At 65.1% G+C, this 21,535-nt stretch carries 19 protein-coding genes; 13 read left to right on the top strand and 6 right to left on the bottom strand.

Annotated elements, in window-relative coordinates; all coding sequences use genetic code 11:
* Positions 1–132 precede the first annotated feature (132 nt).
* Together rpsT and IEW19_RS05335 are read right to left on the bottom strand one after the other, a co-directional pair.
* Positions 133–393, bottom strand: coding sequence for a 30S ribosomal protein S20 (rpsT, locus tag IEW19_RS05340; RefSeq protein ID WP_188570630.1), 261 nt, complete (start codon positions 391–393; stop codon positions 133–135).
* 169 nt (positions 394–562) lie between these two features.
* The gene (locus tag IEW19_RS05335) at positions 563–1,120 is read right to left on the bottom strand and encodes a type II toxin-antitoxin system PemK/MazF family toxin (RefSeq protein ID WP_188570629.1); all 558 of its coding nucleotides are present in this window, start codon (positions 1,118–1,120) and stop codon (positions 563–565) included.
* A gap of 175 nt (positions 1,121–1,295) precedes the next feature.
* Here IEW19_RS05335 and lepA point away from each other — a divergent pair, with 175 nt between their 5' ends.
* Positions 1,296–3,152, top strand: coding sequence for a translation elongation factor 4 (gene lepA / locus IEW19_RS05330; RefSeq protein ID WP_188570628.1), 1,857 nt, complete (start codon positions 1,296–1,298; stop codon positions 3,150–3,152).
* A gap of 25 nt (positions 3,153–3,177) precedes the next feature.
* Positions 3,178–4,407, top strand: coding sequence for a radical SAM family heme chaperone HemW (gene hemW / locus IEW19_RS05325; protein ID WP_188570627.1), 1,230 nt, complete (start codon positions 3,178–3,180; stop codon positions 4,405–4,407).
* Positions 4,408–4,418: 11 nt separating this feature from the next.
* On the opposite strand, the gene IEW19_RS05320 is transcribed toward hemW, so the two are convergent.
* Both IEW19_RS05320 and IEW19_RS05315 read right to left on the bottom strand, forming a co-directional pair.
* Positions 4,419–4,829, bottom strand: coding sequence for a DUF4870 domain-containing protein (locus IEW19_RS05320; protein ID WP_188570626.1), 411 nt, complete (start codon positions 4,827–4,829; stop codon positions 4,419–4,421).
* Between the two features lie 120 nt (positions 4,830–4,949).
* Positions 4,950–5,801, bottom strand: coding sequence for a DUF3097 domain-containing protein (locus IEW19_RS05315; protein ID WP_188570625.1), 852 nt, complete (start codon positions 5,799–5,801; stop codon positions 4,950–4,952).
* A 169-nt stretch (positions 5,802–5,970) separates the two neighbouring features.
* Between IEW19_RS05315 and hrcA the strand changes: the two genes are divergently transcribed.
* The 3 genes from hrcA (at position 5,971) to IEW19_RS05300 (ending at position 8,981) form a co-directional block, all read left to right on the top strand.
* Positions 5,971–6,984 carry a heat-inducible transcriptional repressor HrcA gene (gene hrcA / locus IEW19_RS05310; protein ID WP_188570624.1) on the top strand — a complete coding sequence of 338 codons (1,014 nt, stop codon included), beginning with the start codon at positions 5,971–5,973 and terminating at the stop codon, positions 6,982–6,984.
* A gap of 87 nt (positions 6,985–7,071) precedes the next feature.
* Positions 7,072–8,199: a molecular chaperone DnaJ gene (gene dnaJ / locus IEW19_RS05305; protein WP_188570623.1), complete on the top strand. Its 1,128-nt coding sequence runs from the start codon at positions 7,072–7,074 to the stop codon at positions 8,197–8,199.
* 2 nt (positions 8,200–8,201) lie between these two features.
* The gene (locus IEW19_RS05300; protein ID WP_188570622.1) at positions 8,202–8,981 is read left to right on the top strand and encodes a 16S rRNA (uracil(1498)-N(3))-methyltransferase; all 780 of its coding nucleotides are present in this window, start codon (positions 8,202–8,204) and stop codon (positions 8,979–8,981) included.
* Here the strand turns inward: IEW19_RS05300 and IEW19_RS05295 are convergent.
* Positions 8,968–9,885: a GerMN domain-containing protein gene (locus IEW19_RS05295; RefSeq protein WP_188570735.1), complete on the bottom strand. Its 918-nt coding sequence runs from the start codon at positions 9,883–9,885 to the stop codon at positions 8,968–8,970. The genes IEW19_RS05300 and IEW19_RS05295 overlap by 14 nt on opposite strands.
* Positions 9,886–10,292: 407 nt before the next feature.
* Here IEW19_RS05295 and IEW19_RS05290 point away from each other — a divergent pair, with 407 nt between their 5' ends.
* From IEW19_RS05290 to IEW19_RS05270, 5 genes are all read left to right on the top strand, one after another.
* Positions 10,293–11,381, top strand: coding sequence for a PhoH family protein (locus IEW19_RS05290; protein ID WP_188570734.1), 1,089 nt, complete (start codon positions 10,293–10,295; stop codon positions 11,379–11,381).
* Complete coding sequence (gene ybeY, locus IEW19_RS05285) at positions 11,378–11,851, top strand: rRNA maturation RNase YbeY (protein ID WP_188570621.1); 474 nt, start codon at positions 11,378–11,380, stop codon at positions 11,849–11,851. Before IEW19_RS05290 ends, ybeY begins: the two co-directional genes overlap by 4 nt.
* Positions 11,848–13,179 carry a hemolysin family protein gene (locus tag IEW19_RS05280; protein ID WP_188570620.1) on the top strand — a complete coding sequence of 444 codons (1,332 nt, stop codon included), beginning with the start codon at positions 11,848–11,850 and terminating at the stop codon, positions 13,177–13,179. Before ybeY ends, IEW19_RS05280 begins: the two co-directional genes overlap by 4 nt.
* Positions 13,163–14,122, top strand: coding sequence for a GTPase Era (gene era, locus IEW19_RS05275; RefSeq protein WP_188570619.1), 960 nt, complete (start codon positions 13,163–13,165; stop codon positions 14,120–14,122). The genes IEW19_RS05280 and era overlap by 17 nt, the downstream gene beginning before the upstream one ends.
* A 96-nt stretch (positions 14,123–14,218) precedes the next feature.
* Positions 14,219–15,805: an LCP family protein gene (locus tag IEW19_RS05270; protein ID WP_188570618.1), complete on the top strand. Its 1,587-nt coding sequence runs from the start codon at positions 14,219–14,221 to the stop codon at positions 15,803–15,805.
* Between the two features lie 91 nt (positions 15,806–15,896).
* On the opposite strand, the gene IEW19_RS05265 is transcribed toward IEW19_RS05270, so the two are convergent.
* Positions 15,897–17,849 carry a M13 family metallopeptidase gene (locus tag IEW19_RS05265; RefSeq protein ID WP_308419981.1) on the bottom strand — a complete coding sequence of 651 codons (1,953 nt, stop codon included), beginning with the start codon at positions 17,847–17,849 and terminating at the stop codon, positions 15,897–15,899.
* 254 nt (positions 17,850–18,103) lie between these two features.
* On the opposite strand from IEW19_RS05265, the gene leuA reads away from it, so the two are divergent.
* The 3 genes from leuA to IEW19_RS05250 all read left to right on the top strand — a co-directional run bounded on the left by leuA (position 18,104) and on the right by IEW19_RS05250 (position 21,535).
* Positions 18,104–19,843: a 2-isopropylmalate synthase gene (leuA, locus tag IEW19_RS05260; protein ID WP_188570616.1), complete on the top strand. Its 1,740-nt coding sequence runs from the start codon at positions 18,104–18,106 to the stop codon at positions 19,841–19,843.
* Between the two features lie 85 nt (positions 19,844–19,928).
* Positions 19,929–20,681 (top strand): DNA repair protein RecO, encoded by a 753-nt coding sequence (gene recO, locus IEW19_RS05255; RefSeq protein ID WP_188570615.1) that lies wholly within the window; start codon positions 19,929–19,931, stop codon positions 20,679–20,681.
* A gap of 2 nt (positions 20,682–20,683) precedes the next feature.
* Positions 20,684–21,535, top strand: a complete 852-nt coding sequence (locus IEW19_RS05250; RefSeq protein ID WP_188570614.1) for an isoprenyl transferase — start codon at positions 20,684–20,686, stop codon at positions 21,533–21,535.

Genomic DNA, 21,535 nt, shown 5'->3' with positions numbered 1-21,535 from the left:
GCACGCCCGGGCCAAGGATTTGGTTAAGTTCGACGGCGTGCTGCCGCGCGTCCCCGGCCAGGCTCGCTTAAAGGGGTGTGGCCGGTACCCGAGAGTACCGGCCACACCATCAGTTCGTGGGAACTGGAAACCTTAGAGTGCGTTGACCTTCTTGGAGATCGCCGACTTACGGTTCGCTGCGTTGTTCTTGTGCAGAACACCCTTGCTGACAGCCTTGTCCAGCTTACGGCTGGCAGAAACGAGCGCAGTAGTAGCAGCTTCCTTGTCAGCAGACCCAACGGCGGTGTTGACGGCGCGGATGGCCGTCTTCAGCTCGGACTTGACTGCGTTGTTGCGCAGGCGGGCCTTCTCGTTGGTCAGGATGCGCTTCTTCTGGGACTTGATATTCGCCACGTGTGAACTCTCTTTGTAATGCGGAAATGGTCTAGAGGGCTTTCAGGCTGGCCTTGACTGAGCGGCGTGGGGATACCTATGGCGGCCAGCCATCAGTGACCGTCGACCTGCACGGACACACAGCAATAAAGAATAGCAGGTCAGCGGCGGCACTGGCCATTTTGGGTGGTCAGGTCCAGTCGTGTCGCCGGCGCAGCCCGGAGGCCACTTTTTCAAAGCGGGCCTTGTCAAGCACTGCGCCTTCCCGCCGGATGCTGTCCGGACGGATTTGCAGGATGCGGTCCAGGCGTACCTCGCTTGGCCTGCCCTGTTTGTCCCAGTCCCCGGCCCCAAGGTCGACGTACCCTTCGGACGTGGAACCCGCAGGAACCCTGTCCTTGCTGGTCAGCATCAGCCCCAGGAGGAACGGGCCGTTATGCCCCACCAGCAGCACCGGCCTGTCCTTCCCCCGGCCATGGTCCTCCTCGTAGGGAACCCAGGCCCACACCACTTCGCCCGGATCGGGGTCGCCGTCGGGATGCGGTGCGTAGTGCACCCTGAAGCGGCCCCGGTAATCACCGGGGTACGCATCCGTCCCGGCGGGAACACCGGCGGCAGGCGAGGGACGCTTGCCGCCGCGGCGTCGCCCCGGGCTTCTGCCCGGCAACGGCGGCGCAGGGTCGCCTCTGCGCAGCAGGCGCAGACCACGGCGGACGGCGTTTTCCAGGGAGCGGAGGTCTATAGCCATCCAGACAGCCTATCGGCCAGGCTGTACAGCCGAAACGCCGTTTACAGGCCGGTCAGGATGCGGTGCGGGGGGCCCGGACGTGGGACACTGGATGTTCGATATGTGCAGCTGTTCCGCGGACGCCTTTGGTGTGCCTGCCTGGTGGCTGCAGAAATGCCAACAGTAAGGACCCTGCGTGTCTCCCATGGCCCGCACCGCACCGGTGCCCGCCGCGACAGATCCGGCCATCATTCGGAACTTTTGCATCATCGCGCACATTGACCACGGCAAGTCCACCCTGGCTGACCGGATGCTGCAGTCCACCGGGGTGGTCCAGGCGCGCGACATGAAGGCCCAGTACCTGGACCGGATGGACATAGAGCGCGAACGTGGCATCACCATCAAGTCCCAGGCCGTCCGCATGCCGTGGGAAGTGGACGGCGTCAGTTATGCACTGAACATGATCGACACCCCCGGCCACGTGGACTTCACTTACGAAGTGTCCCGGTCACTCGCTGCCTGCGAGGGCGCAATCCTGCTGGTGGACGCGGCTCAGGGCATTGAAGCCCAGACGCTCGCGAACCTGTACCTGGCCATGGAGAACAACCTCACCATCATCCCGGTATTGAACAAGATCGACCTTCCGGCGGCGCAGCCCGAAAAGTACGCGGCCGAGCTGGCCAGCCTCATTGGCGGCGATCCGGAGGACGTGCTGCGCGTGTCCGGCAAGACCGGCGTAGGCGTCGAAGCGCTCCTGGACAAGATTGTCCGCGACCTGCCCGCGCCGGAGGGCGACCCAAACGCGCCGGCCAGGGCCATGATCTTCGACTCGGTCTACGACACCTACCGCGGCGTGGTGACGTATGTACGCGTGGTGGACGGCATGCTCCACCCGCGTGAGCGCATCCAGATGATGTCCACCAGGGCCTCCCACGAGCTCCTGGAAATTGGTGTCAGCTCCCCGGAACCCACCCCCTCCAAGGGCCTGGGGGTCGGCGAAGTGGGCTACCTGATCACCGGCGTGAAGGACGTCCGCCAGTCCAAGGTGGGCGACACCGTCACCAACCTGGCCAAGCCGGCCGCCCAGTCGCTCCCCGGTTACGCTGACGCCAAGCCCATGGTGTTTTCCGGCCTGTACCCGCTCGATGGTGCCGATTACCCGGTACTCCGTGACGCCCTCGAAAAGCTCATGCTCAATGACGCCGCGCTGGTGTACGAACCCGAGACGTCGGCCGCGCTGGGCTTCGGTTTCCGGGTGGGCTTCCTGGGTCTGCTGCACCTTGAGATCACCCGCGAACGCCTGGAACGCGAATACAACCTCGACCTCATCTCCACCGCACCGAACGTGGAATACGAAGTGACGCTGGAGGACAAGAAGGTGGTCCGGGTGACCAACCCCAGCGAGTACCCCACCGGCAAGATCGCGGAGGTGCGCGAACCCATGGTCTCCGCCACCATCCTGGCCCCCAACGAATTCGTGGGCGCCATCATGGAACTGTGCCAGTCCCGCCGCGGCGTCATGGGCGGCATGGACTACCTGTCCGAGGACCGGGTGGAAATCCGCTACCGCCTGCCGCTGGCAGAGATCGTCTTCGACTTCTTCGACATCCTGAAGTCCAAGACCCGGGGCTACGGCTCCCTGGACTGGAAAGCCGACGGTGAGCAGGTTGCCGACCTGGTGAAGGTCGACATCATGCTCCAGGGCGAACAGGTGGATGCCTTCAGCGCCATCACGCACAGGGACAAGGCCTACTCCTATGGCGTGATGATGACCGGCAAGCTCCGCGAACTCATCCCGCGCCAGCAGTTCGAGGTGCCCATCCAGGCAGCCATCGGTTCCAGGATCATCGCCCGCGAAAGCATCCGGGCCATCCGCAAGGACGTACTGGCGAAGTGCTACGGCGGCGACATCTCGCGTAAGCGCAAGCTGCTGGAGAAGCAAAAAGAAGGCAAGAAGCGCATGAAGATGGTGGGCACGGTGGAGGTGCCGCAGGAGGCGTTCATCGCCGCCCTCACCACCGACGAATCAAAGGACAAGGCCAAGAAGAAGTGACCACCACGCAGTGGGGGACCCGCTGATGCCCAGCGTACTTCCCCTCGGCGACCCGGCGCCGTCGGACGGTCTGCTGCCTGCCCAGGCAGCAGACGGTGCGGCCGTCCGGGCATTCGGCCTGTACGTGCACATCCCGTTCTGCGCTGTACGCTGCGGCTACTGCGACTTCAACACCTATACCGCGACGGAACTGGGCGGCGGCGCGTCTCAGGACGCCTACGCCCGGACCGCGGTGTCGGAAGTGGCGCTGGCGGCCACGGTGCTGGCGCGTTCCGGAGTGCCGGACCGGAAGCTGGGCACCGTGTTCTTCGGCGGCGGTACCCCCACGCTGCTGCCCGCAGATGACCTCGCCATGATCCTTCGCGCCGCCATCGGGCAGTGGGGGATCGAGGACGGCGCCGAAGTGACCACCGAAGCCAATCCGGATTCGGTCACGCGCGAATCCCTTGCCGTCCTCAAGGACGCGGGCTTCACTCGGGTTTCGTTTGGCATGCAGTCCGCAGTTCCGCACGTTCTCAAGGTCCTGGACCGCACGCACACCCCGAGCAGGGTCCCGCAGGTGGTGCAGTGGGCACGCGAGGCGGGACTGGCCGTTAGCCTGGACCTGATCTACGGCACCCCCGGGGAGTCGCTGGCTGACTGGCGCCACTCCCTGGAGACGGCGCTGTCCTACCAGCCGGACCATATCAGCGCGTACGCCCTGATCGTGGAGGAAGGCACCAAGCTGGCCGCACAGATGCGCCGCGGCGAGGTCCCGGGAATTGACGACGACGACCACGCCGACAAGTACGAGCTCGCCGACGAGCTGATCACCGAAGCCGGCCTGGGCTGGTACGAGGTCAGCAACTGGGCGCGGACACCGGAGCAGGCGTGCCGCCACAACCTGGCGTACTGGCGCGGCGATGACTGGTGGGGGATTGGACCCGGTGCCCACTCGCACGTTGGCGGGGTGCGCTGGTGGAACGTCAAGCATCCGTCCGCCTACGCGAACCGGCTGTCGCAAGGGCTGTCGCCTGCCGCGGGCAGGGAAACCCTGGATGCCGAAACCAGGACCCTGGAGCGGGTGATGCTTGAGGCACGCCTGCAGTCAGGGCTCGAGGTTTCAACGCTCAGCCCCGGGGGACGCCACGAGGTGGCCGGGCTGATCGCGGATGGCCTGGTGGACCCTCCCGCAGCATTCCGGGGACGCCTGGTCCTCACGCTCAAAGGCAGGCTCCTGGCGGACGCAGTGGTACGCCGCATCCTGCCCGACTAAGGCAGGCCCGGCTACTTAATCCAGCGCAGGTTGTACTGGTAGCGGTGCGGCTGGCCCTTGTTGACATGGATTCCTGCCGCCACGGAGAAGCAGGTGAGAGCTACCCAGATCAAAGTGGCAATGACCGCGAAAATGTTTCCCACATAGGGGATGAACACCAGGATGTTGGCCAGGACGGCGGCGATGGTGGGCGGCAGGCTGAAGTTCAGCGCTTCCTTGGATTCCTGGGCGGTAAACGGCCCGCGGTCACGGAAGATCAGGTAGATCAGCAGCGAGGGAATGCACCCCAGGATGCCGCCAAAGTGCGCCAGCGTGGCCCACTGGCGGTCTTCGCCGGCCGTCAGCGGCAGGGCGTTGGCGGGGACGCCATGGTACTCGGAGCGGCCCTGGCCGTCCCTGTGATCACGTGCGTTTTCTGCCACAGTCTGTTCCTTCGGAGGTGCAAGTGGTGCTGGCTACAAATATTGGCGCGATGCGCAGCGCCTTTACTGAGCAGGGCGCTGCAGTACCAGAATACTGGCTCTTGGGCCCAAGTCCGCCCTTCAGGGCACGGTGAGGAAATCGATGACTTCCTCTACCCGGCCCAGCAACGACGCTTCCAGGTCCGCATACGTGCGCACGGCACCCAGCAGTTTTTGCCATCCCAGGCCGATATCCTCCTTGGTGGCGTGGGGCCAGCCGAAGGCTTTCAGGATCCCGGTTTTCCAGTCCTGGCCCCGGGGAACGGCGGGCCACCTCTCGATGCCAAGGACAGCTGGCCGGATTGCCTGCCAGACGTCCACGTAGGGGTGTCCCACGATCAGGACATTGCCGGCTGCACCGGGGGAAGCCATGACGGAATCGGCGATACGGGACTCCTTGGAATCCGGAACCAGGTGGTCCACCAGGACGCCAAGCCGACGGCCCGGACCGGGTTTGAAGGCGGCAACTGCCGCCGTGAGGTCGTCGATGCCGTGCAGGGGTTCGACGACGATGCCCTCCACCCGCAGGTCGTCTCCCCAGACCTTTTCCACCAGTTCGGCGTCGTGCTTGCCTTCCACCCAGATCCGGCTTGCCTTGGCGACCTGGGCGCGCTGGCCGGCGACCTTTACGGAGCCGGAGGCCGTCCTGCCGGCGGCGGCACCAGAGGGGGCAGCCCGGGGCGCCGGGGGCATCAGCCGGATGGGCTGGCCCTCAAGGAGGAAACCAAAGCCCAGCTTGAAGGACCGGGACTTTCCCCGCCGGTCCTCCAACGCCACAACGTGCATGCCGCCGGACTTTTCCACCCGGGTGACGGCGCCAACCCAGCCTGACTGGACATCCTCGAGCACCATTCCACGTTCCACAGCGACCTGGGGCAATTCCGCCTTGGCAGGGGCGGATATGCCGCGGGGCCCCCAGTTTTGGTAATCCATGGATTCGATCCGCCTAGCGCTAGGTCCTCAGCACCGGAATTTCGCCCGGAGCGGTACCAATGCTAACAACGGGCCGAGGCATAATAGACTGTTAGCACTTAGGCATGTCGAGTGCTAACCCTGGTGGCACCTGGCGGGCGTTTGCCCCGGACCATGATGGAGGTGGAGAGTGAGCGAGCCACGCAAACTGGAAGTCCTGCGGGCCATCGTGGAGGACTACGTCCATTCCCGCGAACCGGTCGGGTCGAAGGCCCTGGTCGAACGGCATCACCTTGGCGTCTCCAGCGCCACCATCCGCAATGACATGGCCGCGCTGGAGGACGAGGGGTTGATCACGGCTCCGCACACCAGCGCGGGTCGGATTCCCACGGACAAGGGCTACCGGCTTTTCGTCGACCAGATCTCAGCCGTTAAGCCCCTGTCCGCAGCCGAGCGCCGGGCCATCCAGTCACTGCTGGAGGGCGCAGACGACCTCGATGACGTCCTGGACCGCACCGTACGGCTCCTGTCACAGCTGACCAACCAGGTAGCCGTGGTCCAGTACCCGCACCTCAGCAGGGCACTGGTCCGCCACATCGAATTCGTCCTGCTGGCCCCCCGCAAGGTGCTGGTGGTGCTGATTGCCAACAGCGGCAAGGTTGAGCAACGGGTGATCGACGTCGGGCAGGACCTGGGGGACGACGCACTGGCAGCGCTCCGCACGCGCTTCCTTGCCGCGCTGGGGGGAACACCGCTGAGCCAGCTGGCCCGGGCACTTCCCGCCGTCGTCGCGGGAAGTGCGCACGGCCAGCGCCAGGCCGCGCACGCACTGGCGCTGGGACTGGAGGTCCTGGCGCAAAACACCCGCGAGGACCGGATGGTCATGGCCGGAACGGCGAACCTGGCCAGATCCAACGTGGACTTCCCCCTCAGCATTGGGCCCGTGCTTGAGGCACTCGAGGAGCAGGTGGTGATGCTGCGGCTGTTGAGCGAAATGGCCCAGGACCACCGCGGCGTGGCTGTCAGCATCGGAAGGGAGAACCCCTACGACGGCCTTGCCGAGGCTTCCGTCGTGGCCACCGGCTACGGTCCGGACAGCGCCGCGAAAGTAGGGATTCTCGGTCCCACCCGGATGGATTATCCCACCACCATGGCGGCCGTCAGGGCAGTGGCCCGCTACCTTTCCAGGATTTTGGGGCCCTGACTCTTTGCCGCCGGAGCCTGTTCCGGCCGGGAAGCAATAGTTGGGCCGCCCAACCGAACGAAGTACAACAAGGAAGAGATACGAACTTTGAGCAGCCACTATGACGTCCTTGGAGTCTCACCCGAAGCTACGGGCGAAGAGATCAAGAAGGCCTACCGCAAATTGGCCCGCACCCTCCACCCGGACGTGAACCCCGGTGCGGACGCATCAGAACGCTTCAAAGCAGTAACTCACGCCTATGAGGTCCTTTCAGACCCCCAGAAGCGCAGGATCTACGACACCACCGGCAACGAGAACGGCACGGACAACGGCTTCGGCGGCGCCGGCTATGCAGGCCAGGGGTTCGCATTCCAGGACATCTTCGACACCTTCTTTGGCGCCGGCGGCACCTCCGGCCCGGCTTCGCGCGTCCGCCGCGGCCAGGACGCGCTCATCAGCGTCCGGATCGACCTCCGGGATGCTGTCTTCGGCGTCAACAAGAAGCTTGAAGTGGACACCGCCGTGGTCTGCCCCACCTGTGACGGATCCTGCTGCCGGCCCGGCACCCATCCCGAGCGCTGCGACATCTGCGGCGGCAGCGGCCAGGTCCAGCGGGCGGTCCGCTCCATCCTTGGCCAGGTCATGACGGCGGCCCCCTGCGGCACCTGCGAAGGCTTCGGGACGGTCATCAAGGATCCCTGCAACGAATGCAGCGGCCAGGGCCGCATCCGCAGCCGCCGGTCACTGACCGTCAAGGTTCCCGCCGGCGTGGCCACCGGAACGCGGATCCAGCTCTCCGGACAGGGCGAAGCCGGCCCTGCTGGCGGCCCGGCCGGCGACCTTTACGTGGAGATCCGCGTCAACAATGACGCCACGTATGTTCGGGAAGGCGACGACCTGCACGCCACCCTGCACATCCCCATGACGGCAGCGGCACTGGGCACTGATGTCAGCCTGGACACCTTCGACGGGACCCACGAAATCGACGTCAAGCCCGGAACCCAGTCCGGCGAGATCATCACCCTGCGTGGCCTGGGTGTCACCCACCTGAGGGGATACGGCCGCGGAGACCTGAAGGTCCATCTCCAGGTGGACACTCCGGCCAAGCTCGACCCCGCACAGGAAGAACTCCTTCGTCAGCTCGCCAAGCTCCGTGGTGAACAGATCACCGAGGGCAAGCTCGCTGCCAGCAGCGGGATGTTCGCCAAGCTCCGGGACCGGCTCGGTAACCTGTAGCGGTGAGCAACCCCGTCTTCTTCACATCCCCCGGCTCGTTGGCCTGCATGGCCGCCGGCCAGTCCTTTGTCCTGGAAGGGGCGGAAGCGCGGCATGCCGTGACCGTCAAGCGGCTCTCGCCCGGCGAGGCGGTGGACATTGTCGACGGCGCCGGCACCCGCATGACGGGAAAGGTCGTGTCCGCGGCCCCCTCCGGACTCGAAGTGGAGTGCGGCACCGTTGCAGTAGAAGCCAGGCCCGACGTCCAGCTGGTGCTGGTCCAGGCCCTGGCCAAGGGCGATCGCGACGAGCTGGCCATTGAGACGGCCACCGAACTGGGCATCGACGCCGTCATACCCTGGCAGTCCGAAAGGTCCATCGTGCGCTGGAAGGGTGACCGGGCAGCCCGGGCACATGCCAAGTGGGAGTCTTCCGTCGCCGCAGCCGCCAAGCAGGCCCGGCGCGCCTGGATTCCGGAAGTGCGGGCCGTCGTCGAAACAGCGGGGCTCTCCGCTGCCGTGGAGGCGGCGGACCTGGCTGTCATCCTGCACGAAGACGCCGTGCGGCCGCTGCGCACTGTCCTTGAGGGATGGCAGGCGGGTTCGGGCGCCGGTCCCCGGGAAATCCTGCTGATCGTCGGGCCGGAGGGCGGCATCAGTCCGCGTGAAGTAACGAAACTCTGCGACAAAGGCGCTGTGACCGCCTTGTTGGGGCATCACGTCCTGCGGTCCTCCACTGCCGGCCCGGCCGCCGTCGTGCTTGCAAGCGACGTCCTTGGACGGTGGACCGCTACCGGACCTTGAAGGACCTCGTGTCCTCGTTCCGGTCCGGCTCACCGCCGGAGCCGGCCTGGGCCACCCGCAGCTCGTAGTCGCCCGGCGGCAGGTTAAGGGCCAGCGTGAAGGCGCCCGCCTGCCCCTGCCCAGTGGCCGCCGTCGTTTCGCCAGACAGGAAAGGCGCTTTGCTGCCGCCGTCCGCGGACTGCAGGATTTGCCAGTGAAGCTTTGCGCCCGGGGACGTGCTGCGTCCGGTGATTTTGACGCTGCCGGCGGCCACCTCGGCGTTCTCCTGCGGGTCAATGATCCACACCGGTGCCACCAGGCCGGCGGCACGGGTCATCAGCGCACCCAGTTGGACTTTTCCAAACGCGACGTAGTCCGTGTGGCCGTCCACGAGGATCCGCACCCGGATCTGTTGCCCTGTGTCGATGAGGCCCGAACTGGCGGCAGCGGCAGTCGCCGTATAGATCAGCTGCTGGATGGCACGGGCGGCCATGTCGGCGTCTAGGTTGCTGTTGAAGGCGTCTGAGGAGACGTCCACGGTGATGACGTCCTTGCCCGAAATCGAGGTGGCAAGTTTGTCCGGGTTCTGCCACGGCGTGAAGAAGTCGGGGTCCAGCGGCTTCTCCGACATCATGGCTCGCAGGGCCCGGGTGACCGGGTTCTCCTGCTCAGGGACGTCCCGGAATTCGCGGTAAAGAAAGACATTTCCGCCGGTGCGCCCGATCCAGTACACGGGAGCCTTGTTGGAGGACTGGGTGGTTTCCAGTGGGGCACTGGTGGAGGGCGCGTCCGGCATGGTCCCCCCTGTAGCCGGGACCGAGGCGCTGGTGCCGGTGGATGACGGTCCGCCCTCGGCCGTGCAGCCCGCGAGGACCGGAACAAGCACCAGGATCCCTGCGAGGACGGCGGGGCGCAGGCGGCCCATCGATCGTCCCGCCCTTTCGGGCATAGAGGTATCCGGCACTTTTCTGCCCTCGTCCTTTCCTGGCGTGGCGGGCCGATCCCCCTGCGGCCTGGTGTTCCAGCAGATGCTGGATTTCCAGCATGGCACAGCGGCGCAGCCCCTCCACCGCACTTTTGCCACCTGGCGCGCAACTGCAACGGGAACGATATGCGGCCGATATGAAGTTGATACCTAACGGCCGAATAGAGCCCCCTTTTTGAGGCGCCTTTTGCGTTGTCCACGGCGGCTGGTTATCCGGCAGGGGCGGGGGCTGGCGTAAGATAAAGGGATCGCTGGGCAAGGAGCACCGTTCAACGGGCGCCGGCATCAGCCAAAGCAAACAAAAGATGTCGCACTTCGAGGGGACCACAGGCCTGCGGGCCAGCACCATGACTGAATCAGCGAATGGTAAGCGCCGGCTCAACACGGGCGAAGGCAGTCCAGGGGAATTCCCGCACTCCCTGCCCGGCACCCGGACCGAAGTAGTCCTCTTTGAGAACTCCGACCAGATGGTTCAATCACTTGGCAGCCATGATGAGGCGCTGCGCTTCATCGAACAGCAGTTCCCGGACGTCAACTTCCATGCCCGCGGCAATGAACTGTCCATCAGCGGCCCCTCCAGTGACGTACCCCGGATCATGCGGCTCCTCCAGGAGGTCCGTGGCCTGGTGGCCCGCGGCACTGTCATCACGCCCGCGGTGCTGCAGCAACTGGTGGCCCTCCTGCGGACCCAGTCACTGCAGAACCCCGTGGATGTGCTCACGCACGACATCCTCTCCAGCCGCGGCAGGACCATCCGGCCCAAAACGCTGAACCAGAAGACCTACGTTGACGCCATCGACGCCAACACGGTGATCTTCGGCATCGGTCCCGCCGGTACGGGCAAGACGTACTTGGCCATGGCAAAAGCCGTCCAGGCGCTACAGCAAAAGGAAGTCAGCCGGATCATCTTGACGCGGCCGGCGGTAGAAGCGGGGGAGCGGCTGGGATTCCTGCCCGGTACTCTAAGCGACAAGATCGATCCCTACCTGCGCCCGCTTTATGACGCCCTGCACGACATGATGGACCCCGAATCCATCCCGCGGCTCATGGCGGCCGGGACCATCGAAGTGGCTCCGCTTGCCTACATGCGCGGCCGGACCCTGAACGACGCCTTCATCATCCTCGACGAGGCCCAGAACACCACGCCGGAACAGATGAAGATGTTCCTCACCCGGCTCGGCTTCGGATCCAAGATGGTGGTCACCGGCGACGTCACCCAAGTGGACCTGCCCTTTGGGACCCGGTCCGGGCTGCGGATCGTGGAGGAAATCCTGCAGGGCATCGAGGGCGTCAGCTTCTCTGTCCTGGACGCAGCAGACGTCGTACGGCACCGCCTGGTGGGGGACATCGTCAACGCGTACAGCCTCTGGGATGAAGTCCAGCGGAACCGGGTCAAGCATTCAGCAAGCAGGGAAAAGCGGGGGGAACACGCGTGAGCATCGAGGTGAACAACGAGTCCGGCGTCGAGGTGGAGGAGTCCGGGCTCGTGGCCCTGTCGCGGTACATCTTCGAGCAGCTATACATCCATCCGCAGGCCGAACTGTCCATCCTCCTGGTGGATGAACCGGCCATGGAGAAGCTGCACATCGAACTGATGGACGAACCGGGTGCAACAGACGTGCTCTCTGTTCCCATGGACGAGCTGACTCCGGGAACCCCCGGCCGGCCCACGCCCCAAGGCATGCTCGGGGATATCGCCATCTGCCCCCAGGTGGCCAAGGTCCAGGCCAAAAACGCCGGCCACTCGCTCCAGGACGAGATGCTGCTGCTCACCACGCACGGCATCCTGCACCTGCTGGGCTACGACCATGCCGAACCCGAAGAGAAGGCGGAGATGTTCGGGCTCCAGCGGGAACTCCTGTCCGGCTTCACCGGCAAAGAAGCACCTGCCGAGACAACCCAGTGACGCAACTGCTCCTGGCCGCGGTGGCATTGGTTTTCCTTGCCGTCGCGGCCCTGCTGACGGCGGCTGAGGCCGCCTTCAGTTTCCTTCCACGGCACGACGCTGAAGAGGCGCTCCACAGGGGCCGCGGCACCGCCATGCGCCGCATCCTTGCCGGACCCGTTGCCCACACCCGCGCCCTGCGGTTTTGGCGGGTTTGGTTTGAGATGGCCTCGGCGGTGGCCGTCGCCGTCCTGATCGCAAGCCTGGTGGACAACGTTTGGCTCGCCGGCCTGGTGGCCACCGGCATCATGGCCGTCCTGGGCTTCGTGATCGTGGGCGTTTCCCCCAGGCAGCTCGGGAGGCTGCACTCCACAGCGGTGGTCCGCTTCACGGCGCCAATGGTCCGCTTCCTTACAAGTGTGCTGGGGCCCATCCCGGGCTGGCTGGTGGCTTTGGGAAGTTCGGCGGCTCCGGGGGCGCCCGGCGGGGACGACGCGTTCTTCAGTGAACAGGAGTTCCGGGAACTTGTGGACCGGGCCAGTGAGTCGGACATGATCGAGGACACCGAAGCCGAGATGATCCAGTCGGTGTTCGACTTCGGCGACACCCTGGTACGCGCCGTCATGGTTCCCAGGACGGACATCGTCAGCATCGACGCCGGTTCAAGCCTTCACCAGGCGATGTCCCTGTTCCTGCGCTCGGGATACTCGCGGATTCCGGTCATCAACGAGAACACTGACCATATCCTCGGCATCGTCTACCTGAAGGACGTGGCAGCCGTCATCCACCAGCTGGGAGCGGACCAGGCGCCGCCCCTGGTGGAGTCGCTGGCACGCGAGGTCCGCTACGTGCCGGAGTCGAAACCCGTCAGCGACCTCCTGCGCGAACTGCAGAAGGAGTCCACACACGTGGCCATCGTGATCGACGAGTACGGCGGCACTGCCGGCCTGGTGACCCTCGAGGACCTGATCGAGGAGATCGTGGGCGAGATCGTGGACGAGTACGACACCGAGAGTGCGGAAGCCGTGGCGCTCGGTGACGGCTCCTACCGGGTCAGCGCCCGGATGGGCATCGATGATCTCGGCGAGCTCTTCGACCTGGAAATCGACGACGACGAGGTGGACACCGTCGGCGGCCTCCTCGCCAAGGCGCTGGGCCGCGTCCCCATCGTGGGCAGCGCCGTGGAAGTGCAGGGCGTATCGCTGCGGGCGGACCGCTTGGAAGGCCGGCGAAACCGGGTCAGCCACATCATTGCGGCGCCCATACCAAGAGTAGAAACTGACCTTGAAGGCCTCCTGGAAGAGGCTGAAGCAACCCAGCAGGGAGTTCCACGTGAGCAAGAAAAGTAAAGCTGCGGAACCGGACGACTTTGGCGGCTTCCGCGCCGGGTTCTCGATCCTGGTTGGCAGGCCCAATGCGGGCAAGTCGACCCTGACCAACGCGCTGGTAGGCAAGAAAGTCGCCATCACCTCCGCCAAGCCGCAGACCACGCGGCACACCATCCGCGGCATCGTGCACCGCGACGACGCCCAGCTGATCCTGGTGGATACGCCCGGGCTGCACCGTCCCCGGACCCTGCTCGGCAAGCGCCTCAATGACCTCGTGGCGGACACCCTCGCCGAGGTGGACGCCATCGGATTCTGCCTGCCGGCCAACGAGAAGATCGGACCCGGCGACAAGTTCATCGCCGCCCAGCTTGCCGCCGTCGGCCGCAAACCGGTGATCGCCATTGTCACCAAAGCGGACCTGGTGGACAAGCAGGCCCTCACGGAACAGCTCCTCGCCGTCGCCGCCCTTGGCCGGGAGGTGATGGGGGAGGACGGCTGGAAGGACATCGTTCCCGTGTCCGCCACCGACGGTTTCCAGGTGGAAACGGTGGCCGATGTGCTGATCAGCCACATGCCGCCGTCGCCGCCCCTGTACCCGGACGGCGAACTGACCGACGAGCCCGAAGCGGTCATGGTGGCCGAACTGATCCGCGAAGCAGCCCTGGAGGGGGTCCGGGACGAGCTTCCGCACTCCCTCGCCGTTGTGGTTGAGGAAATCGTTCCCCGCGAGGACCGGCCGGATGACAACCCGTTGCTGGACGTGCGCGTCAACCTCTACGTCGAACGTCCCTCACAGAAGGCCATCATCATTGGCAAAGGCGGAAGCCGCCTGCGCGAAGTCGGCACCAACGCCCGTAAAGGCATCGAAGCCCTCCTGGGCACACGCATCTACCTGGACCTCCACGTCAAGGTGGCCAAAGACTGGCAGCGCGACCCGAAACAGCTGGTCAAACTGGGTTTCTGACCCCGAAAAGGGCGTCTGCTGGAGCGCGCCGGGCAAGTTCCCCAGTCTGGACCACTAAAATGGACCGGATTTCGTATTTAGAGGAAGGTTCACCACGTGGGTCGAGGCCGCGATAAACGCGACAACGAGGCTGACCTGTCAGCCGGACCGGGACCGGTATCCCGCCACGCGAACGGCGGCGCCGTCGGTGCGGCCCGGCATCTTGGCCCCTTGCGCGGAATGCCGATTTGGCTGAAAGCCGTCACCGGCGTCGTGGCGCTGGTGCTCGTGGCAGCGATCGCCTTCGCCGGGTTCTGGTTCATCCGGCTCCAGGGCAACATCTCCAAGGCGCCACTGAATGCCGGCGGGGAAAGCACCGAGGCCCCGGGGAACGACGCCACGGGCCGGCTGCAGATCCTGATTCTCGGTTCGGATACACGGGACGGGAAAAACTCCGAATACGGGACAGCCGACGATTCCACCGGCTACGGCAAGTCGGACGTGATGATGCTGATGGATATCTCCGAGGACAACAAGCGCGTCAACGTCATCAGCTTTCCCCGCGACCTGCTGGTGGACATTCCCGACTGCAAGGACAGGAAGACCAAGACGGACTACCCTGCCCGCACCGGTGTCATGATCAATGAGGCCATGAGCGAGGCTGGCATCGGCTGCGCCGTGGACACGGTCAACAAGCTCACCGGCATGCAGGTGGACCACTTCATGATGGCCGACTTCAACGCCGTGAAGGAACTGTCCAATGCCGTGGGGGGAGTGGACGTCTGCATCAGCGACGCCGTTTACGATCCGGATTCCCGCCTGCGGCTGCCCGCCGGAACGTCATCCGTCCAGGGAGAAATGGCTCTTGCCTTCCTCCGAGCCCGCCACGCGTATGCCGACGGCGGCGACTTGGGCCGGATCAAGGCCCAGCAGAGCTTCCTGTCCTCGCTGACCCGCAAGATCAAGGACGAGGGGACGTTGTCCGACCCCGCGAAGATGTTGAAGATCGCCGACGTCGTGACCCAGAACCTGACAGTGGATGACGGGCTTGCTTCAGTGCCCGCACTGCTGACCATCGGCAACCGGCTCAAGGACATCGACATCAGCAAGGTGGCGTTTGTGGCGGTGCCCACCACGCCGGCGCCGGTCGACCCCAACCGGCTGGTCATCGCCGAACCTGCGGGTGCCCAGCTATTTTCGGCGCTGCGGAAGAACGTGGACCTGACTGATCCCACCGCGCCCGCCACGCCGTCGCCCAGCGAAACGGCAACGCCGTCGGCGGCCCCCACGGAGACGGCCCCGCCGGTGCCGAAATACAACAAGGCCATCCAGCCCGTAACGGTCGCCAACGGAAGTGGTGTCAACGGCCGTGCCCAGGAGCTCGTCCAGGCGTTGGTTGCCGGGGGATTCACGCAAACCGGTCAGTTCCTCGCCCAGCCGGTGGCCAAGACGGCAGTGTATTACGGCAACGGCTTTGGAGATGTTGCTGCCGATGTCGCCGCGCTGCTGGGGGTTCCTGCCACCCTCATGATCCCGGCTCCGGCCGTTACTGGTGTGCAGGTCTACGTCGGCAGCGACTTCACCAGCGGCACTGCTTACGGGGCCGGAGGCGGGGCTGCCGCCGCTTTGCCCAGTGACATTGTCAACCAGACCGCAGGGGACAAAGTGTGCCAGCAGGCTAATCCCGATCTTATCGTGCGGTAGTAGCGGCATGGCTTCCCGCCGCGGGTGAACGCCGCGACAGCAGGAAAGATGGGCCCCGCCTTCAAAATGCGGGGCCCATTTCGCTGTCCAGTTACCAGATGGTGACCCGCTCCGCGGCCGGCATCCACATGCCGTCCTCCGCCGTGACATCGAATGCCTCGTGGAATGAGTCCAGGTTCTTGGCGATGGCGTTGGTCCGGAACTCATTGGGGGAGTGGGGATCCGTGGCAAGCCGCCGGATGGCCTCCTCCTGCCGGATGACCTGGCGCCAACCGGCAGCCCAGGAAGCGAAGAAACGCTGCCGCCCGGTCAGCCCGTCCAGGACCTCCGGCTCGTCGCCATCGAGGCTTATCTGGTACGCCTTATAGGCAATGGTGAGGCCTGCGAGGTCGCCGATGTTTTCCCCAAGAGTGAGGCGGCCGTTGACGTGGTGACCCGGCGCGGCCGTGGGGGAGAGGGCCTCGTACTGCGCCACGAGACGAGCCGTCAGCGCCTCGAAGGCCTGCCGGTCCTGGTCCGTCCACCAGTTGCGAAGGGCTCCGCCGCCGTCGAACTGTGAGCCCTGGTCATCAAAACCGTGGCCAATCTCGTGGCCGATCACCGCACCGATGCCGCCGTAGTTGACGGCGTCGTCGGCATCGGCGGTGAAGAACGGCGGCTGCAGGATGGCTGCGGGGAACACAATCTCATTCATCATCGGGTGGTAGTAGGCGTTGACGGTCTGCGGCGTCATCAGCCACTTGTTCCGGTCCACGGGCTTGCCCACCTCATCCAGGTGCCTGTCGACGTCGGCATTGTGCGCCCGTTCGACGTTGCCCAGGAGATCTTCGGGGTCGATAACCACGGCCGAGTAGTCAATCCACTCGTCCGGGTAGCCGATCTTCGCGCGGAAGGCCTCCAGCTTGCGCAGGGCCTCGGCTTTGGTGTCCCCGCCCATCCAGACCACATCATTGATGCTGCGGCGGTACGCCTCGATGAGGTTCGCCACCAGGGTCTGCATCCGTGCCTTGTGCGATTCAGGGAAATGCCGTGCCACGTAGATCTGCCCCACGGCTTCACCGAGGCCGGCCTCGACGACGGCCACGCCGCGCTTCCACCGGTCCTTGTTGCGGGGAGTGCCGCTGATGGCGGTGCCGTAGAACGCGAAGTTGGTGTCCACGAATGCGGCGGACAGGTAAGGCGCGGCCGCGCTGACGACGCGCATGGCCAGCCACTCCTGCCAGGTGTCCAGCGGGACTTCAGCCAGGAGCCCAGCAGCACCGGTAAAGAAGTCAGGGGTGCTCACCACGATTTCCGCGCGCTTGTCCGAGTCGATTCCGGCGGCTTCGAACCATGTGGCCAGGAGTGGGAAGAGCGCGGCGGCTTCATCCGCCGTCTTCAGGTTGTAGGTCTTTTGCGGATCCCGGAGCGTGACATTGTCCCAGTGGTGGGACGCGAGATTTGTCTCGAGCTGCACCACCCGCGCCGCGGCACCATGCGGATCGGCTACCCCGGCCAGTTCAAACATCTTCTCCACGTGCTCCGTGTAGGCCGACACGATGGGGGCGAACTTCTCGTCCCGGTAGTAGGACTCGTCCGGAAGGCCAAGGCCGCCCTGCCCGGTGTAGAGCAGGACCCGGTCAGGGTTGCCCGCATCGGGAGCTGGGTAGATGTAGAAGAGGCCACCAACGTCCGCGCGGAACAAGCGGCCCGCCAGGGCAATGAGTTCCGTGGTCGATCCTGTGGCGAAAACCTCGGCGAGACGCGCCCGGATGGGCTCCATCCCTTTGCCTTCAACGGTGGCTTCGTCCATGAAGCTGTTGTAGAGGTCCCCGATCTTCCGTTCGATCCCGCTGGCTTCTTCGCCTTTGGCCGCCGCTTCCTCGATGATGTCCCGGACAGCGATCTCGGACCCGTCGCGAAGGGCGGTGAAGGTTCCCTCCAGGGGCCGGTCATCGGGAATCTCAGTGGCTTTCAGCCACGCACCGTTGACATGCTGGTAAAGATCATCCTGCGGCCGGACTGTGTGGTCAATGGTGGTCAGATCGATCCCCGAAATGGGCACTGCAACTCCTTTTTGCTGGGACGCCGCTGCCGGGCTGAACACCGGAGACGTCTGCATGCTGGACTTTACGGACGGTAGTGCCCTTTCATCTTACGCACCCGTGTTACCCTCAAAGAGTGCGTGCAGAGCTCCTTCTCCTTAGCTGCCGCGGCGAGGCCACAGACGCTATCTAGCGCACGGCCCACCCTCGCTGCGGAGTTTGTGTTGCCCGGCCACCCTTTCAATGAAGATCGATAGAAAAGGCCACGAACGTCATGCGAAACGCACAAAAGCCCTCAGGAATGCCTGCCCACCGGTACACGCCCTTCCAGGACCAGATCAAGGTTGAGCTGCCAGACCGCACCTGGCCGGACAAGGTCATCACCAAGGCCCCGCGCTGGTGCGCGGTGGACCTGCGCGACGGCAACCAGGCCCTGATCGACCCCATGAGCCCGGCCCGCAAAATGAAGATGTTCGACCTGCTGGTCCGCATGGGCTACAAGGAGATTGAGGTGGGATTCCCGTCCGCCTCACAGACGGACTTCGACTTCGTCCGCCAGCTCATCGAGGGCAACCACATCCCGGACGACGTCACCATCCAGGTCCTGACGCAGGCACGCGAACACCTGATTGAACGGACCTATGAGTCCCTGGTGGGTGCCAAGCAGGCCATCGTCCACCTCTACAACTCCACCTCCGTACTGCAGCGCCGTGTGGTCTTCAACCAGGACGAAGACGGCATCCTGGACATCGCCCTGCAGGGCGCCCGCCTGTGCAGGAAGTACGAGGAAACCCTCGCGGACACGCACGTGACCTACGAGTACTCACCGGAGTCCTTTACCGGCACCGAGCTCGAGTACGCCGTCCGGGTGTGCAATGCCGTCGCTGACGTCTTCGAAGCTTCCGCGGACCGCCAGGTGATCATCAACCTCCCCGCCACGGTGGAAATGGCTACCCCCAACGTCTACGCGGATTCCATCGAGTGGATGAGCCGGCACCTGCACCCGCGTGAAGGCATCCTCCTGTCGCTGCACCCGCACAATGACCGCGGAACCGGGGTTGCGGCCGCAGAACTGGGCTACATGGCCGGGGCGGACCGCATCGAGGGCTGCCTCTTCGGCAACGGTGAGCGTACCGGAAACGTGGACCTGGTGACCCTGGGCCTGAACCTGTTCGTCCAGGGCATCGACCCCATGATCGACTTCTCCGATATCGACGATGTCCGCCGGACCGTGGAGTACTGCAACCAGCTGCCGGTTCCGGAACGTTCGCCGTACGGCGGCGACCTGGTGTTCACCGCTTTCTCGGGTTCCCACCAGGACGCCATCAAGAAGGGCTTCGAAGCGCTGGAACGGGATGCCGGCGCGGCCGGCAAGGCTGTGGACGACTTCACCTGGCAGGTGCCATACCTCCCTGTTGACCCCAAGGACCTGGGCCGCAGCTACGAGGCCGTCATCCGCGTGAACTCCCAGTCCGGCAAGGGCGGTGTGGCGTACCTGCTGAAGAACGAGCACAGCCTGGACCTGCCGCGCCGCGCACAGATCGAGTTCTCCGGGGTCATCCAGCGCCGCACCGACACCGTGGGCGGGGAGGTCAGCGGCGCGCAGCTCTGGCAGATTTTCCAGGACGAGTACCTGCCGTCCGGTCAGTCCGACGGGCAGTGGGGACGCTACTCGCTGGGCGGGGTCAAGACTGAAACAGACGCCGACGGCGGCATGACGCTTCACGCCTCGCTCACCATAGACGGTGCCCAGGTAAGCCGGACCGGCACCGGCAACGGTCCCATTGCGGCCCTGCTGAACATCCTCCACGAGGACGGCGTGGACGTCCGCGTGCTGGACTACAGCGAGCACGCGCTGTCCGAAGGCGGCAACGCAGCGGCCGCCGCCTACGTTGAATGCGCCGTAGGGGAGCGGGTCCTGTGGGGTGTCGGCATTGATGCCAACACCAGCATGTCATCGCTCAAGGCCGTGATTTCAGCGGTCAACCGTGCCATCCGGGACGCCCAGGCCTGATATTTGCAGGTGGTGGCGCCGGGTCCAACCGGCGCCACCACCGCGGCCTGGCTGCGTTCGGCCGGGCGGGATGGGAAGATAAAGTGTGGTCCAACAGTCTTTTGCCTCCCGGGCGTACCGGGATGACGCCGTGGTGCTCCGTACCCATAAGCTGGGCGAGGCGGACAGGATCATCACCCTCCTGACAAAACACCACGGACAGGTCCGCGCCGTCGCCAAAGGGGTGCGCCGCACCAGCAGCCGATTCGGTGCCCGGCTTGAGCCCTTCATGGTGGCGGACCTCCAGCTGGTGTCAGGCCGTACCCTGGATATCGTTACCCAGGCCGTCGCAAAAGGTGCCTACGGCGGCAGCATCGCCGCGGACTATGCCAGGTACACGGTTGCCGCCGCCATGACCGAGACGGCCGAGAAACTGACGGACGTCGACGGCGAGGCCGGCACCGCGCAGTACAACCTGCTGGTGGGAGCCCTCGCTGCGCTGAGCCGGGACGAACATGCCGCGGGCCTCATCCTGGATTCTTACCTGCTGCGTGCCCTGGCCACCGGCGGCTGGGCGCCCAGCTTCACCGACTGTTCCCGCTGCGGCATGCCGGGCCCGCACACGGCCTTCTCCGCGCCCCTGGGCGGCATGGTCTGTGCACGGTGCCGGCCGCCCGGGTCACCCGCCCCGGATGCCGGTACCGTCGTCCTGTTGGCGGCCCTGCTGACCGGGGACTGGACGACGGCGGACGCGTCCTTGCCGCAGCACCGCAAGGAAGCAGCGGGCCTGGTGGCGGCGTACCTGCAGTGGCATTTGGAACGAGTATTGAAATCCCTCAAACATGTGGAGCGTAGCTGACAGTGGCCCTGGGAAAAAAGAACAACGTGGCCCGCAGGCGCACCCATCCGGTGCTGGCACCCTACCCGCACCCCTCCGGTGCGGTGGCACCGTCCATCCCGGCTGAGTTCATTCCCCGGCATGTTGCCATCGTGATGGACGGTAACGGCCGCTGGGCAAACCAGCGGGGACTGCCACGGATTGAGGGGCACAAGGCTGGGGAGCCCGCGCTACTCGATGTCATGGCAGGTGCCATCGAGCTGGGAATCGAGTATGTCAGCGTGTACGCCTTCTCCACCGAGAACTGGCGCAGGTCACCAGAGGAAGTCCGCTTCCTCATGGGATTTAACAAGGACGTGCTGCGAAGGCAGCGGAACCAGCTGGACGACTGGGGAGTGCGGATCCGTTGGGCAGGCCGCCGTCCACGGCTCTGGGGTTCGGTCATCCGCGAGCTGGAGGAGGCCGAGGAGTTCACGGCCGCAAATGCCACCTGTAATTTGACCATGTGTGTTAATTACGGCGGCCGCGCCGAAATTACCGATGCCGTTTCCGCTATTGCCGCCGACGTAGCGGCAGGCAAGCTGAAGCCTGGCGCCATTACCGAGCGGACCATCCAGAAATACCTCGACGAGCCCGATCTGCCTGATGTGGACCTTTTCCTGCGCAGTTCAGGGGAGCAGCGGCTGTCCAACTTCCTGCTTTGGCAGTCCGCCTACGCAGAATTCGTCTTCATGGACACCCTGTGGCCGGACGTGGACCGGCGGACCCTCTGGGCCGCCGTCGAGGAATATGCCCGGCGGGACCGCCGGTACGGCGGCGCCGTGGATGCCGCCGCTGCCTCGGTTGAAGCTCCGGCAGATCCCCGCGACAGGTAG

The organism is Arthrobacter liuii, assembly GCF_014639275.1.
In the GTDB taxonomy this organism is placed as follows: Bacteria; Actinomycetota; Actinomycetes; order Actinomycetales; family Micrococcaceae; genus Arthrobacter; species Arthrobacter liuii.
This window is presented reverse-complemented; position numbering and strand designations above follow the sequence as displayed.

Coding starts and splice junctions, on each gene's coding strand:
- IEW19_RS05335 (WP_188570629.1), bottom strand. CDS start 1,120: ATGGCTATAGACCTCCGCTCCCTGGAAAACGCCGTCCGCCGTGGTCTG.
- hemW (WP_188570627.1), top strand. CDS start 3,178: ATGCCCAGCGTACTTCCCCTCGGCGACCCGGCGCCGTCGGACGGTCTG.
- IEW19_RS05315 (WP_188570625.1), bottom strand. CDS start 5,801: ATGGATTACCAAAACTGGGGGCCCCGCGGCATATCCGCCCCTGCCAAG.
- IEW19_RS05295 (WP_188570735.1), bottom strand. CDS start 9,885: ATGGGCCGCCTGCGCCCCGCCGTCCTCGCAGGGATCCTGGTGCTTGTT.
- IEW19_RS05290 (WP_188570734.1), top strand. CDS start 10,293: ATGACTGAATCAGCGAATGGTAAGCGCCGGCTCAACACGGGCGAAGGC.
- leuA (WP_188570616.1), top strand. CDS start 18,104: ATGCGAAACGCACAAAAGCCCTCAGGAATGCCTGCCCACCGGTACACG.